Here is a 14,046-nt window from a genome sequence, read left to right as displayed (position 1 = left end):
TCTATCTTGTATTCAAATAAGTGGGTATCGACATAAGCGCACCTCTTTGGGGTTAAATATAAGAAAACGCACCAAGATAGTGCAAAAAGTATACACCTGCATGAACTGAGGAGATATTCGTGGATAATGTTAATAGTGCCGTTGAGACGCTAGTTCAAAGCTCAAATACCCTGTTTATACTGATGGGAGCCATCATGGTATTTGCTATGCATGCTGGCTTTGCCTTTTTAGAAGTAGGAACAGTACGTCATAAAAACCAAGTGAACGCACTGGTTAAAATCATGACAGATTTTGGTTTTTCTGCTGTCGCTTATTTCTTTATCGGCTACTGGATTGCGTATGACGTTACTTTTTTCCAAGATGCCGAAACACTCGCCGCAGGTAATGGTTATGAGTTAGTTAAATTCTTCTTCTTGATGACGTTTGCTGCGGCTATTCCGGCGATTGTGTCAGGTGGTATTGCTGAACGTGCTAAGTTTTGGCCTGTTCTTTTTGCATCAACGTTAACGGTTGCTTTTGTTTATCCGCTCTTTGAAGGCATTATCTGGAATGGTAATTTTGGTTTTCAAGCATGGCTAGAGTCATCATTTGGTGCAGGTTTTCATGATTTTGCAGGATCCGTTGTTGTACACGGCGTCGGCGGTTGGATAGCTTTGGTGGCTGTGCTGTTTTTAGGTATACGTAAAGGGCGTTACCGTAATGGTCGTTTAGTGGCCTTTCCTCCTTCTAATATTCCATTCTTAGCATTGGGTGCATGGATCCTTTCTATTGGTTGGTTCGGCTTTAATGTGATGTCGGCGCAAACATTGGATGGCGTTTCTGGCTTGGTCGCAGTGAACTCATTAATGGCGATGGTCGGCGGTATTATTGCGGCGTTAGTCGTTGGAAAAAACGACCCTGGTTTTATACATAACGGTCCGTTAGCGGGTTTGGTTGCGGTTTGCGCCGGTTCAGATGTAATGCACCCAATTGGTGCGTTGGTGGTTGGAGCCATTGCGGGTGTCGTTTTTGTATGGATGTTTACGCTGCAGCAGAATAAATGGAAAATTGATGATGTATTAGGTGTATGGCCACTACATGGTTTATGTGGCGTTTGGGGTGGTATTGCTGCAGGTATCTTTGGCAGTGAAGCACTTGGTGGCTTAGGTGGCGTTAGCTTGATGTCTCAGGTTATCGGAACATTTGCCGGTATCCTCGTTGCTGTTGTGGGTGCTGCTATTGTCTATGGCGGTATCAAAGCGGTGTTGGGTTTACGCCTTAGTGATGAAGAAGAGTTTAACGGTGCTGATCTAAGTATCCATAAAATTGAATCAACAACGAATGATTAATTGATTCAATTTTAACCAGTGCTGTTGAGGCGGCACACAAGAAGCCCTGGCCTATATGCCGGGGTTTTGTTTGTCTGGCGTCTTAATATGCCACCTTTAATCCAGATGTATAGATTTGTCATGTCTAGCTAGGCTAAAATTCAATGCTGATACAAATTTATAACAAAGCGCTGCTTGTCGAGTAAGTAGCCTAATTCATATTGGATGCTGAATGCTTTTTAACAAGCTCCCTGATGATCTTTTTTTACCTTTGTCGGGTAAAAACCGTCATATCTATCAAGCCGTTTTGCTGCAGTTAGCAGACCTTTTTTTTGATGAAGACTTAATCGACCCATTTATTCCAAAAGACTTGGTGCGCTCCACCATTGAAAACGCGGTAGTTCGCTTGGGTGTACGTCGATGGGAGCCTGAGGAAGAAGATGGTTCTGAATCAGAAGAACTGCCACGTTCTACGGCTGAATATACTAACCGTATTTACAGACGTCTTGTGCAAACCGGTTGGGTTGAAGAAGAGCAACGTATCTACCGTACTTTTGTTTTAATGTCGCCATCTATCAGCTATTTGTTACGCTCATTAGTGTCGATTTCTAATTTAGAAAAGCGCTCATACGGTGGTGCTGTATTGAATGTGCTCAGCTCGTTAGAGTCTGCCGTTAATGACCCCGCAGGGCGAGGTATCACGTTATCAGAAGCTGCACAGACCTCTGCTGACTTTAGCGCCCACCTGACTGATATGATGCTGGGCCTACGAGAACTTAAAATTAGCTTGTCGCATGCGCAGAGCCCACAAGAAGTGGTGCGTGGTTTCTTTGATCGCTTTGTTGAGCGGATACTGGTATCTGACTATAAAACGCTGAAAACTAAAAATAACCCTTTTAGGTTTAGGCGCCAGATCTTATCACTACTGCGTGATTTACAGTTTGATACGATTAAGTTAGATGCTTTGACGCGTCATTACCAAGAACAGTTTGAATCCGAATATGATGATGCAGAGGCGATGGTGCATCTGCATATAAACCGCATTGTTCGTATTTTTGACTCAGTAGATAAGCGTTTAGATACCATTGATGATTTCCGCTATCGCCTAGAAAAACGTGTTGCTGATACTGTCCGCTATATGGATAAAACCACACCGGGTATGGCATCTCGTTTGTCCCGCTTAATAAAAGAAGCGGCCAAAGATGATGCTTTACCACTGATTGATACGCTTGAAGAGGTGAGTTTTATCTCTCCTGCGAGTGTGCGCGCGCCGTTTAAACGCCGTATACAGGCTGAACCACGGGTGATACGCCAGCAAATCATTGACCCTAAAGCGCTTGAATTACGACAGCTATTTAAAGAGTTTAAAGAGCGTCGAGAAGTGAGAATAGATCGTATAGATGCGTATCTGGATCGCCATTTGGCTAGCAAAGAAACGCTACGTGCAGATGAGTTTGAAATTGATAGTATCGAAGATTATATCTGCTTCAGTTATATCCGCCATTTGGCATCACTTGGTAAAAAAGCCAAGAAAACCGCTGAACAGTTCAACATCCAGTTTAATGATCAATACACCCGTGTGGCCGGAATGGTTGAGTGTCGTGATTTTGTTATTTATAGGAAACGCTAATGCTTGGTGATCTACAAAAAATAATCAGCCGAAGCGATCAGTATGAAGCTGCCGATTTTTCGCACGCCGCTAATTTGTTACTGACAAACCAGTTTTTGCATGCTGATCGTTCATCCCACAGGGATAGCTACTTCCTTATCTCTTCACATATCGATTACTTTACTAACTTGTTTGCCGCGATTGGTTGGTCTTTTATCTACCAACCCGATGAAGCTTATTTGGGTATCTTGCCGCAAGACAGTGAGCGTAATTTAAAACTACGTTTAGATGAGTCTCTATTGTTACTGTGTATGCGCCAGCAATATGAAGAAAAGCTAGAGAAGTTTGAAGTAGACAGCGGCAAGGCCTACACCAACATTAATGAATTGTTGTCGTTGTACGAGAACTTAACGGGTAAAGAGATCCCGAACGAAACACGCATGAAAGAGATTCTTTCGTTATTTGCTCGCCACGGTGTTATTGAGCGCGGTAAGCCAAACGAAACTGAGCCTAAGAATGTCCCTTTCAGTATTCAGCCCACTATTCGTCAGGTTGTAATAGAAGATTATATCGGTCAATTAGAAGCATTGTGTGATCCAGATACACGAGACGCTCTGACCGAAGCAGAGGAGGCGAGTGCTGATGAAACAGCTTAATCGCATAGTGTTAGTTAACTGGTATGTGTTGGGTGCTGTTGAAGTACCTATTAAGGGTAATGTTGCTATTGTAGGCCCTAATGGCTCAGGTAAATCGGCTTTGCTGGATGCCATTCAAACCGTATTAATGGGTGGGCATAAACGCCACCTAAGCTTTAACGCCTCCGCAGGTCAAAAAAGTGAGCGCTCTTTACGCACCTACTGCTTGGGTTATCTAGATGATGGCAGTAAAAAAGCGATGGCCAGGGAAGATTCCCTAACCTATATGGCGCTGAGTTTTTTTGACACCGAAACCGCTAAAGAAACCTGTATTGGTATTGCGATAAATGCCTCTACCGCATCCCCTGAAGAAGAGATACTCGGGCGCTTTATCCTGCCTGACTTTTCGGTTGGCTTAGATGATTTCTCTATTGTTGAAGGTGATGGACGCTTGCCTAAACCGTGGGTACAAGTGCGTGAGCAATTGCTCAAGCAGTGCCCGGAGATGGTTTTAGAAAAGCGTGCTAGCAAGTTTATTCGCGAAGTGACAACAACGCTGAGTTATGATGCGCAGATGCCGAATGACGATGAGAAGTTTGTTAAAAACTTTAAAAATGCGCTGCGTTTTGTGCCGATTGATAGCCCAACGCGTTTTGTGCGTGAGTTTGTACTGGATGAAAATATTGTTCACGTCGGTGCGTTTCGTAAATCGCTTGATGAATACCGCGCGATGGAACAAAAAACCCGTGAAGTATTTAATCGAATAGCAGAACTAGAGAAGGTTCAAGAGCAGTGCAAAGGTGTACAGCGTAACCTAAAAAATGCCGCAGAATATGAGTGGGTAGTGCACGAGTCTCGTTTTGAAAATGCGGATCTTAAAAAAGAAGATGCGCAGGAGCGTTTAGAAGCTAACCAAGAAAAAGAAGCCAAAGTACAGGTCGAGCTAGAAAATCATGTAGCAGATATGAGCAGCGTGATGCAGCACTTAGCAGATGCGCGTGCTCAGCTCAACAACTCGAATGCGGCTCATCAAATTAAGGCATTAGAAAACTCTATTACGGCGCGTTTACATGAAGAGGGCGTCGTAAAAGATAAGATTCAAAATGTTTATAGTTTGTTTAGAACCACCGTCGGCTTTTCTAATTATGAGCAGCTGCTGCCAGAGACATTTTTACCGCTGGTAAAACGTTCGGTTGATCTATGGCGATCAGGTGAAGATATGATGGCGGATGTGTGGCCGCCAGAACCTGTTGAAGTCGACAATACTATTGATGAATTAAAGAAGAGTGTTGATTCAGTCAGGCGCGATATAGGTCGCAAATTTGAAGAGTCGGTGATTCGTATTAACGAGTTGCGCACTAATATTCAGAGCCAGAAAGGAGCGGTTGAGCAGCTCAAGCAAGGCCGCGCTCCTGTACGCCATAACACCCGTGAGCTTATGGAATTACTGGCTGAGTATGGCATTGAATCAACGCCTATATGTGAGCTGGTAGATATCAACGAAGATAAGTGGCGCATCGCGATTGAGTCTTTTCTTGGTGCACGCCGTGAAGCCCTGATTGTTGATCCTGACCATGTAAAAGAAGCAATTACCTTATATCGCCGTAAAGGCCGCCATTTAAAAGGCTGCCGTATTATCAATACAACAAAATCGCGCGATTGGCTAAGCCGTACTAAGCCCCAATCGCTGGCACACTTTGTTGATACGGATAATGAACACGCTAAGGCGTACATGAATCGAGCCTTGGGTGGTGTGATAGCGGTTGAAACCGAAGCCGAACTACTGCGCCAAGAACGCGCGTTAACGTACGACTGTATGTTGCAGACAGAAGGTTCAACCACCTCTATTAATGAATTGTCACCTATTATGGGGATTCGCCGCCGTGGTGATCAACTTGCCTCCAAAGGTAAGCAAGTTGATGAAATGCTGGCCGAATTCACTACCTTGGGCAAACGCCATGAATCACTAGAAAAACTACGTGATAGCTTGATTAACCTAACAACAAGCTTGGTGGGTACGAGTGAGACGGTGTTTGATTTAGTACAGCAGCGCGAACAACTGGGCACCGAGATTGAAGGTTATCGCCAAGCGATTACCGATATGCGTAACCATGATGATACGGGTATTCAGCAACGTATTGCCGACTTAGCAGAAGAGCAAAAAACAGCAGAAGACAAAAATAAGCTGCTAATGGATAAGCTACAGCGTATCCGTACACACATGATCAAAGACTCGGCAGCATTAGAGGTACTGGATCAAGAGTTAACCGAGCATTCTGATGCGCGTAATGTTTGTGAAGCAAAAACTGACTTTGATGCCCAGTCGGCTCAAGAAAAGCGTGATTACCTCGACGAAACATGCGGGGGCGAGCTCGAGCGCATTATTTTTGAAGCGGCCAAAAAAGCACAGTCTGAACTGACACTACACGAAAAGAAAAAGTACTCCGTGCGTGATGCTATCGCTAACTACAAAGCGAAGTACCATGGCGGTGGTATGAGCCATCAGGGCTTGGATAAAATTGGCCCTGACTCAACGCATGAAGAGTTAGAGCAATATGTTGATGAAACGGTTCAAGCGCTAACTGATTCTGAGCTGGCCTTGTATACGCAAAAAGCTGAGCGCGCTCGCTTAGAAGCAGAAACATCGTTCAGATCAGACTTTGTGGCACATTTGAATGATCAGATAAACAACATTAAAGATCTTATTCGTGAGCTGAATAACCATCTTAAAAACCGTCCTTTTCACAAGGAAATGTATAGTTTTGAGATGATGCCTAATCCAGAGCTTAAAGATATTCTGGAGCTAGTAGAGGCCTATACGCGCTTAGATCAGGCTAATGTAGGTTCGTTGTTTGACTTGAAGTTTGATGAAGATAAACCGCATCAAGATGCATTGTCTAAGATACACGATGTATTAAAAGATGAAGGTGAAAGCAGTCTTTTACAGGACTACCGTAACTTCTATAACTTTGAGCTGGTGGTTAAGGACCTTAACGGCCACCGTAAAACAACCTTAACTCAGCGTATTAAAACCGGTTCGGGTGGTGAGCACCAAGTACCATTCTATGTGGCGATGGCGGCGGCTATGGGTGCTGCTTATCGCCTTAAAGAGGGCCCTGATGGTCAAGCGGTCGGTGGTATGAGCTTGTCGGTTTTTGATGAAGCTTTTAACAAGCTGGATTCAGAAAACACCATTACGTCTTTAGGCTTTATGACAGACTTGGGGCTACAAACCATTATTGCAGCACCGGATGAAAAGTACTCGTTATTATCGTCTTGCATGGAAACCATTATCAATGTTTGCCGTGATGGCCGCGTTGTTGATATTGATGTGGAGTTTCCAACGCAAAAGGGCAAAGAGCTACTTAACTCAGATAACCCGCGTAAGCTCATGGAGCAAGCCGCTTTATCTGACGACCTATTAGAAACAGTGTGATGTTTAATCGGTCTCTTTTAATCGAGGGGCCGGTTTTTTCAAGTAAGGGGTGATACGCAGTATTACCTTGCTTGAATAGCTAAGCAGTAGCGCTTGCTCATGAAGTGATACAGACCACCCTGTAGGTGAATCTAAGATCTTAAGAAGAATACTACGTATAGGTACTGTTTTTTGAGAGTCTGATTTTTTAGCATCAGGGATAAACTCAAGTTCGCTGAATTGTCGGTTGCTCAGTAACCGGCAGACGGCTTTAAGGTCCCATGTTTCTGGCAATTTTAGTAATGGCTTAAGTGGCCCGATAAGCGAGGGCGCCAATAACTGCTTATCTTTTGCAAAAAACTTTCTGACTGTTAGCTCTCTTTGAATATCAGGAAATGCGTTGTCGCGTGCGTTGCTATCAAAAGAGAGCTCATCAAGGCCGTTAATAATGGTTGATAGTTGCCAGTTGCAGGCCTTAATCATCTTCCAAATAGGCTCTATGCTACTTTTTGAGCCTAGGCTATATTTAGTGGCCTGGCGGCCGTCCAGCATATCCTCTTCTAACAATGTGATTTGTAAAAAGGTGGTTTGTAGATCAATTAGGCATAAAGGGTGAGTCAAATAAGCGTATGAGCGCTCCCTCCTAAAGAAGGAGATCCATTCAGTACGGGTTTCTAATTGATTTAGAACGGGAATATGCATCATTATAGGTCGGGTCAGTTTTTCAAGATTATAAAGAGAATAGGTACACAACGCATCATGAAACTATTGAATAGATCAGCTATTACCTTGTTAGCTCGCGCGCCGTTCGCACAATGGGTGGCAAGTCTGCCATTAGAGAGCGAGTTGGTGAGTGTGCCCGTCTCGTTGGATGAGTTGCGAAAAGAAGGCAATGTATACCTGATCAATGAGGTCGAAGAAGAAGCCGACTTTACTGAAATTTTAAAAGACTCTTGGCAGAATATTTTTAAAAATGAGCTAGGCGCATGGGATGAGTTTGGCGATCACTGGCCTGAAGCGCTCACTTACGACCTATTTGTTGAATGGTTCGAGTGTGCTAACCAGATTATGGCGTTTGATGTATCAGACGATGTCTTGTTAGTCGCGCCTTTAGATAATTTGCCAGAATGATGATGTCGGTATGAATGATGAGCCTAAACCAGTAGTGCAAAACGAAATGAGGTTTCATCCACTTCGTGAAGCGCTGTATGAAGAGATGCACTCGCGGCCGTTTCAGGTTATTCCTAGCCCTGCACGCATCACGCACTTGGCTGTGTTTTGTGACGAAGAGCAGTCAAAAGCGCAGTTTGAGCATCTTAAAATACTTTTTAACAAATTTTTTGTGATGCCTCCTGAACAGGATGACGTTTGTCTCCAGTATGACCTCGGTGGTTTAAGAATTCGCCGTGAAAAGCATTTGGAGTTTACGGCCTACACCTTTATAAATTTTGATATCCCTGAAGGCTCAGACCCATTTGATACAACAGGGGCTGCGGCTTTACCCGCTGGCTGGCTAGAAAGTATTCCGGGAGAAGTGGTCACTGCATTCCACTTATCGGTTGAAGAGTCATCTGAAGACGATGAAGTCATGATTCCTCAAGTGAAGCAGTACTTTGAAGGGATGCGGCTGGTAGGTAGTAGCCCTCAACAAGGTGATGCCAGAGTCTGGACCACGCTGCGTTTGCATAGCGATGGTTTTGGACGCTTTCTCATTTACAACAAACGCATGAGTGATAGCCAGTTAGGGCGTTTGGCCCAGCGTATTATTGAGATCGAAACCTACCGCTTAATGACATTGATAGCGTTACCGCTAGCGCGAGAGTGCGGCCCCCATTTAGGCTCTATGGATCGTCAACTCGCCAATTTGACCCAACAGCTCGCAGATAGCATTGAAGTAAACGAGCAAGAGGTTTTGTGCAGGCTGACAGATATGGCCGCCCACGTAGAAGATTACCGGGCTAAAACTACTTTTCGCTTTACCGCAACCAAGGCTTATCATGCGCTCGTCTTGCAGCGTTTAGTTGAGCTGCGTGAAGATGAAGTCTCGGGGCATTTAACAGTGACTGAGTTTTTAACACGGCGTTTAACTCCCGCAGTGCGCACCTGCCAAGCAGTGGGGGAGCGCCTCGAAGATATGTCAAAGCGAATTGATAGAGTCTCTGATATGATGCGTACGCGGGTTGAGTTATCTATTCAGGCGCAAAATCAGCAGCTACTAGCGTCGATGGACAGACGCTCAAAAATTCAATTAATGATGCAGCACACCGTTGAGGGTTTATCGGTTGCCGCCATTAGTTATTACGCTGTTGGTCTGGTTAAGATCTTAATGGATGCAGCCTATGATAGTGGCCTAGACTTTAATAAAAGTATGGCCTTAGGTATAGCGGTACCTGTTGTTATCGGTAGCGTATGGTTAGCTACCCGTAAAATCCATAAGCATTTTCTTGCTTTGGCAAAAGAGCAGCGAGATGCAGATCTAGCTGATGAAAAAGTGCGTGATAAGGTGAAGAAATAATATGAGTATTGCGATCGTAGTTGAAGAAAAGTTGCGTACAGATATTAGCGTAAGTGAATTACAAATCGTTAATGAAAGCCATATGCATTCGGGGCCGGCTGCAGACAGCCATTTTAAGCTTGTGCTTGTATCGGATGACTTTGCAGGTAAGCGCTTAGTACAGCGCCATCAAATGATCTACAAAATTCTTGCTCAAGAATTACAAACCCCGATCCATGCATTATCAATGCATCTCTATACTCAAGAGGAATGGTCTAAGAAGAACGGTGAAGTCATGGCTTCACCGGCATGTAAAGGTGGTTCTAAAAGCTGATTGCTATTGCTTTTTAGCGCGGCGTTTGGCTATAAATTTAATGAATCAAGCGGGCTGCTTGTCCCTGCATAGTGTAATCCAATAACATGAGTGTAAATCTGTGTTGTTTTCACATCATTATGTCCAAGCAGTTCTTGAACTGTCCTGATATCACGGCCATCCTGAAGTAAATGGTTTTATTTCGCCTGCTCGTGCAGTTGATTATTTTGTGGTAAAGAAAAACTAATCTATTTAAAGCCACTTTTTGAGTGTTAATAGCCATAGATCTATTTTCGGCCATATGTGAAAGATAGCTTTTGACTTCTTCCGCACCCATTATCTCGGGGTGTTTGTAATGATGAAAATATATGTATTGCTTGATCCAGTACATATAGGTTTTTTCTGTTCGTATACTGTAGCCCCGTAGACGAATCTCTTTTCTCACTTTTATTAAAAACGGACTTTGAGACATAAAATCACCCCCTTACAATTGCTGTTTAAATATACAGTATATTTGTGAGTTGACAATATTTATGCTTGTTTTCACAAACTTTAACGACGTAAATTCTTGTATTGCATTAGGTACTGAGTTAAAAGCATAAGTAAATCAGACAGATGGATGTCTAGCATGGGTAGATATACGGACCCCCGTATATCACTTGTTAATACGCATGCGCGGTTTGTCACGGAAGGTGCCTCTATATTGCTAAATATTTCCCTTTCTTTTCAAACGATTGCATCTGTTTTTAACCAATGACGGTGAGGGTAGATACACGGACCCCCGTATATACAAATGTTATGTGTTTCTCGATTTTAGGCGATAAACTAATAAATTTAATGTACCAACTTAGGAACAGGAATTACGACAAATATTGATTTAGATGCTTCGCTCGGATTGGAATTATCTATGACGGCTCCAAAGGCAACAATGGTGCAAGAGAAAAATAAAATGAAGAGCAATAATAAGGGGAACTTTATGAAAAACGTAAAAGGTGGAATCGTGGCGTTACTGGAGCAGCTGGTTGCAGATTCTAATCCGAGCGAGTCGCAGAGAAGAAAGTATGAATTGTAATTTACCTAGGAGCGCGCCGTGGGGGTTCAAATCCCCCATGCTCCACCAATTAGACAGTAAAAAAACACATAACAAGTCACTCAAAAGGACAAATAACAGTTGGTTTTTGCTCCTTCGTCGCTTATTTTAACCAACTATAATTTGCCTCTTAGCGAGGCGTTATCACTACATACAAATTAACTATGAGGTATCAATGGAAAACGTAAAGCATGACGGAGCAATTAATCTATTAGACGAGCTCCGTACTGATGCAAAGCTAGGAAAGGACAAACATTTCAATGCCAGCCGCAGAAAAATGAAGCTTCACAATTGGGTGGGCATTCCTGTAATCGTCATTAATGTTCTAATTGGTACTGTAATTGTTTCATTACTTTCTGACGGTACAGCAGATCAATGGATTGGAATTAGTTCTGCCGTATTAGCTTTTATGGCCGCGTCACTAAGTGCCCTACAAACGTTTTTCAACTTTCATAAAGCAGCAGAGGGGCATAGCTCTGTAGGTAACAGATATCTGAAAATATCAAGAAACTGCAAAAAAGTACTTCGAAAGCACCAAGATATCCCTTTCTCACCAGAAGACCTATGGAAGCAAGCTGAGGCCATTCAATCAGAGTATCTTGAGATAAATACTGAGTCTGAGGCCTTTCCAACAAGTGATGGTGATCTAAATAAGGCTAGATCTGCTAAAGAAGTAACGCCCTTTGTACTTGAACCAGAATGCTAACAAGACCAGCCAGAGGGAACCAAAAACCGCCGCTTCGCTCTGGTTTTTCGTCCCCTGCTGGCAGCGTTATGAGTCTTAAGATCGAATGAGCAAAGATATCTATCAAACATTTATAGGTGTAAAAGGTGTTGCGTTCGCCTGGTTAGGGGCAGCGTTCGGTCCACTATTTATTGCTATTGGTTTAGAGCCGGAGTATCGAACCCATTTAGTAGTTGGTTGCGTTGGTATATTGATCGCATTGGCATGTATGCTTGATGGCTTTCGTGCATTCAAAGCAAACTCTAAGTCAGGGTTTTTGGCCTTCACAGTAACCCCAGTTATTTTGCTATTGGCTGGGTCAACTTATTCATTTATTGTTTCAGGCACAAACTAATGCGCAAGCGTCCAACTCATAACAAGGCTATCAAAAATCGTTCCGGCCAAAAAACGGCCTCCACTGGACGCGCTAACGCGCGCCTTTTATAGCGGCGTTAGGCATCAGCACTAATTTGAGCACATGGAGTAAATATGAGTGATTGGGATTTTTTGCACGATATGCATAATGACGGTTATAGCCCAGATCAAATCGCAGATGCTGCTGCTTGTGGGTACAACCCGGACGAAGTAGATATAGACGCTTTAGGGTATTCTTCCGATGACTGGGAGATAATCGATGAAGACGAATATATTTCTGAGCGTTTGTCGGTCAATCCCGAGCTAGTGACCATTTTTGAAAATTTGGTTCAAAATGCAGAATCATTCTATGCATTGACGAATCGTTATTTACAAATTTGGGGAGAGTTAGGTGAGTTATTTGCTGAGATTGAATATGGCATAAAGCGACACAAGCCGTATACTAAAGGTTCAGACGGTAAACTCGGTAATGATTTTATTGAAGTAAAAACAATCTCACCTGAGAAAAATAAAGACCAAGTCAAAGTTAAGCGTGCAGGTAATTTTAACAAGCTTCTAATCATCAAAATAAACAAAGATTTTACTTTTCAAGGGCATATCATTGCTCGTAAAGACCTGGCTAAAGGCGATGGTAAATATGCTACAGCATCTTGGTCTAACACGAAAAATCGTAAATAACTTAAAAATGCCTAACAAGGCAATTAAACGGAAAATTTACAGTTGGCTGTTTTTCGTTCCTCAAACATTTTAGCCAACAGTAATTTTCCGCTTATTGCGGCGTTATATTCTGTTATACAGCTTGAGTACATATAATATCGATTAACTGTTCACTTATACATTTTAGTTTATATGCAGACGAATCTGGTCGCAGTAACTCTCTACTGTCGTATTTAATGATATGAGTATCTCTTTTGAAAAAATTACTAGAATTAATCGTATTAATTGGGTTAATACCAGGGTGTAAGACAACAACCATAGAACACATATATGATACTTACCCTCAGTTAGGCTTCGATAGCATTGAGTCGCCCAGTTATGAGCTAATTAAAGTTGCTGACTGGGACGATCCGAACCAATCTAGTTCAATGAACCTTCTCATTGAAAATAAAAACCTTATGATTGAATTAAGCCTATCCTCATACATTTTAATAGATAGCAACGGGAATTTCATTAGTTCATACATTCGCGGAGAAGGTGAATCGCTGACGAGCAATCTTTTTCTTGCTAAAGACTATTATATTGACTGGCCTTTAACAGGAAATAAAGATAGAAAAAAATATAGTAAACGCATTCATGCATCGACTTTGTCAATAAATGAATTTAATCAATATTTAGACCTAGCTGAAAAGGTTATTTATACCACATTTTTACAGTATGAATCAGAAGAGTATCTTGCAAGATGCTTGTTACGAATAGATGGGCACTGGATGGTAATTGAAATTGAATTACCAGAAGATTATGACATGTCAGCAACAAAAGAAGAATTAAGCCAAAAAGCATTTAAACATGCTACTACAATGAAAAATGAAGAGGTTTTTTACAAAGTAGCAGATGAAATCACTCCTTCTTATAAATGGAAAGATACTACAAATCCAATATATCTAGAGGCACATAAACGTAGGGAAAAATCCTACTTGCGATATTCAAGCCAGCAAGCAGAGAAAGGGTGGGATTCAACAGGGTATTTTAACTTAAAATTTGGAGGTGAAGTATTAAAATTCAAAGCGTTTACATTCGAGTGGAAAAGAGAATTTATATTCGATCCTGATATGAACCTTTATCTTGATACTAGAATACCAGAGCTGGCTGTTCTAATTGTTACAATGAATAAAGGTAATGATATGTGGAAAGTCGAAAAAGACCCTAAAGAAGCTGGTATCTATATTATACGAAGAAAAGTTGTTAACAATTAAGTTTGTCGGGGGGATGATAGCTAGAATTGAATTTGCTGATTGCTTATCAGAAACAAACATAACAAACTGCTCAAAAGGAAAAATTACAGTTGGCTCGCGCTTCGCGCATTATAGCCAACCATAATTTTCCTCTTAGCAAGGCGTTAGGCTTCAAAAATTAACATCAATTTA

General features: G+C 42.3%; 14 protein-coding genes and 1 pseudogene. 12 read left to right on the top strand and 3 right to left on the bottom strand.

The genetic code is table 11. The features are described 5' to 3' along the window. Window positions 1-119: 119 nt before the first annotated feature. The 4 genes from NEJAP_RS11775 to NEJAP_RS11760 all read left to right on the top strand — a co-directional run bounded on the left by NEJAP_RS11775 (window position 120) and on the right by NEJAP_RS11760 (window position 6,987). Window positions 120-1,328: an ammonium transporter gene (locus tag NEJAP_RS11775; protein ID WP_201347426.1), complete on the top strand. Its 1,209-nt coding sequence runs from the start codon at window positions 120-122 to the stop codon at window positions 1,326-1,328. Between the two features lie 211 nt (window positions 1,329-1,539). Next, window positions 1,540-2,937, top strand: a complete 1,398-nt coding sequence (locus NEJAP_RS11770) for a Wadjet anti-phage system protein JetA family protein (protein ID WP_201347425.1) — start codon at window positions 1,540-1,542, stop codon at window positions 2,935-2,937. Then, window positions 2,937-3,572 (top strand): DUF4194 domain-containing protein, encoded by a 636-nt coding sequence (locus tag NEJAP_RS11765; protein ID WP_201347424.1) that lies wholly within the window; start codon window positions 2,937-2,939, stop codon window positions 3,570-3,572. Before NEJAP_RS11770 ends, NEJAP_RS11765 begins: the two co-directional genes overlap by 1 nt. Beyond that, complete coding sequence (locus NEJAP_RS11760; protein WP_201347423.1) at window positions 3,559-6,987, top strand: SbcC/MukB-like Walker B domain-containing protein; 3,429 nt, start codon at window positions 3,559-3,561, stop codon at window positions 6,985-6,987. The genes NEJAP_RS11765 and NEJAP_RS11760 overlap by 14 nt, the downstream gene beginning before the upstream one ends. Window positions 6,988-6,990: 3 nt before the next feature. Here the strand turns inward: NEJAP_RS11760 and NEJAP_RS11755 are convergent, their stop codons facing one another. Beyond that, window positions 6,991-7,671 (bottom strand): hypothetical protein, encoded by a 681-nt coding sequence (locus NEJAP_RS11755; protein WP_201347422.1) that lies wholly within the window; start codon window positions 7,669-7,671, stop codon window positions 6,991-6,993. A gap of 54 nt (window positions 7,672-7,725) precedes the next feature. Between NEJAP_RS11755 and NEJAP_RS11750 the strand changes: the two genes are divergently transcribed. Genes NEJAP_RS11750 through NEJAP_RS11740 form a run of 3 tightly spaced genes read left to right on the top strand, consistent with a single transcriptional unit; the run spans window position 7,726 to window position 9,794 of the window. Then, entirely contained in the window at window positions 7,726-8,097 is a 372-nt protein-coding gene (locus NEJAP_RS11750; protein WP_201347421.1) for a hypothetical protein, read from the top strand. Between the two features lie 10 nt (window positions 8,098-8,107). Further along, window positions 8,108-9,481 (top strand): DUF3422 family protein, encoded by a 1,374-nt coding sequence (locus NEJAP_RS11745; RefSeq protein ID WP_236590912.1) that lies wholly within the window; start codon window positions 8,108-8,110, stop codon window positions 9,479-9,481. A gap of 1 nt (window position 9,482) precedes the next feature. Then, window positions 9,483-9,794: a BolA family protein gene (locus tag NEJAP_RS11740; protein ID WP_201347420.1), complete on the top strand. Its 312-nt coding sequence runs from the start codon at window positions 9,483-9,485 to the stop codon at window positions 9,792-9,794. A gap of 29 nt (window positions 9,795-9,823) precedes the next feature. Here the strand turns inward: NEJAP_RS11740 and NEJAP_RS19485 are convergent. Next, a pseudogene (locus NEJAP_RS19485) lies at window positions 9,824-9,964 on the bottom strand (tyrosine-type recombinase/integrase); the annotation flags it as partial. Then, window positions 9,904-10,245 (bottom strand): site-specific integrase, encoded by a 342-nt coding sequence (locus NEJAP_RS11735; RefSeq protein WP_329610901.1) that lies wholly within the window; start codon window positions 10,243-10,245, stop codon window positions 9,904-9,906. The pseudogene NEJAP_RS19485 and the gene NEJAP_RS11735, both read right to left, overlap by 61 nt. 435 nt (window positions 10,246-10,680) lie before the next feature. Between NEJAP_RS11735 and NEJAP_RS11730 the strand changes: the two genes are divergently transcribed. From NEJAP_RS11730 to NEJAP_RS11710, 5 genes are all read left to right on the top strand, one after another. Next, the gene (locus NEJAP_RS11730) at window positions 10,681-10,845 is read left to right on the top strand and encodes a hypothetical protein (protein WP_201347419.1); all 165 of its coding nucleotides are present in this window, start codon (window positions 10,681-10,683) and stop codon (window positions 10,843-10,845) included. A 193-nt stretch (window positions 10,846-11,038) separates the two neighbouring features. Further along, complete coding sequence (locus NEJAP_RS11725; protein WP_201347418.1) at window positions 11,039-11,569, top strand: SLATT domain-containing protein; 531 nt, start codon at window positions 11,039-11,041, stop codon at window positions 11,567-11,569. 85 nt (window positions 11,570-11,654) lie between these two features. Further along, window positions 11,655-11,942, top strand: a complete 288-nt coding sequence (locus NEJAP_RS11720; protein ID WP_201347417.1) for a hypothetical protein — start codon at window positions 11,655-11,657, stop codon at window positions 11,940-11,942. A 134-nt stretch (window positions 11,943-12,076) separates the two neighbouring features. Further along, entirely contained in the window at window positions 12,077-12,640 is a 564-nt protein-coding gene (locus NEJAP_RS11715) for a hypothetical protein (RefSeq protein ID WP_236590911.1), read from the top strand. Between the two features lie 233 nt (window positions 12,641-12,873). Then, window positions 12,874-13,875 carry a hypothetical protein gene (locus tag NEJAP_RS11710; protein WP_201347416.1) on the top strand — a complete coding sequence of 334 codons (1,002 nt, stop codon included), beginning with the start codon at window positions 12,874-12,876 and terminating at the stop codon, window positions 13,873-13,875. The last annotated feature ends 171 nt before the right edge of the window (window positions 13,876-14,046 follow it).

It is taken from the genome of Neptunomonas japonica JAMM 1380 (assembly GCF_016592555.1).
GTDB classification, from domain to species: domain Bacteria; phylum Pseudomonadota; class Gammaproteobacteria; order Pseudomonadales; family Balneatricaceae; genus Neptunomonas; species Neptunomonas japonica_A.
The sequence above is the reverse complement of the archived record's forward strand: the minus strand, read 5'-3'. Positions and strand labels throughout refer to the sequence as shown.

Excerpts from the sequence above, each read along its gene's own strand:
- NEJAP_RS11770 (WP_201347425.1), top strand. The coding sequence starts at position 1,540 with ATGCTTTTTAACAAGCTCCCTGATGATCTTTTTTTACCTTTGTCGGGT.
- NEJAP_RS11765 (WP_201347424.1), top strand. The coding sequence starts at position 2,937 with ATGCTTGGTGATCTACAAAAAATAATCAGCCGAAGCGATCAGTATGAA.
- NEJAP_RS11760 (WP_201347423.1), top strand. The coding sequence starts at position 3,559 with ATGAAACAGCTTAATCGCATAGTGTTAGTTAACTGGTATGTGTTGGGT.
- NEJAP_RS11755 (WP_201347422.1), bottom strand. The coding sequence starts at position 7,671 with ATGATGCATATTCCCGTTCTAAATCAATTAGAAACCCGTACTGAATGG.
- NEJAP_RS11750 (WP_201347421.1), top strand. The coding sequence starts at position 7,726 with ATGAAACTATTGAATAGATCAGCTATTACCTTGTTAGCTCGCGCGCCG.
- NEJAP_RS11745 (WP_236590912.1), top strand. The coding sequence starts at position 8,108 with ATGAATGATGAGCCTAAACCAGTAGTGCAAAACGAAATGAGGTTTCAT.
- NEJAP_RS11740 (WP_201347420.1), top strand. The coding sequence starts at position 9,483 with ATGAGTATTGCGATCGTAGTTGAAGAAAAGTTGCGTACAGATATTAGC.
- NEJAP_RS11735 (WP_329610901.1), bottom strand. The coding sequence starts at position 10,245 with ATGTCTCAAAGTCCGTTTTTAATAAAAGTGAGAAAAGAGATTCGTCTA.
- NEJAP_RS11730 (WP_201347419.1), top strand. The coding sequence starts at position 10,681 with ATGACGGCTCCAAAGGCAACAATGGTGCAAGAGAAAAATAAAATGAAG.
- NEJAP_RS11725 (WP_201347418.1), top strand. The coding sequence starts at position 11,039 with ATGGAAAACGTAAAGCATGACGGAGCAATTAATCTATTAGACGAGCTC.
- NEJAP_RS11720 (WP_201347417.1), top strand. The coding sequence starts at position 11,655 with ATGAGCAAAGATATCTATCAAACATTTATAGGTGTAAAAGGTGTTGCG.
- NEJAP_RS11715 (WP_236590911.1), top strand. The coding sequence starts at position 12,077 with ATGAGTGATTGGGATTTTTTGCACGATATGCATAATGACGGTTATAGC.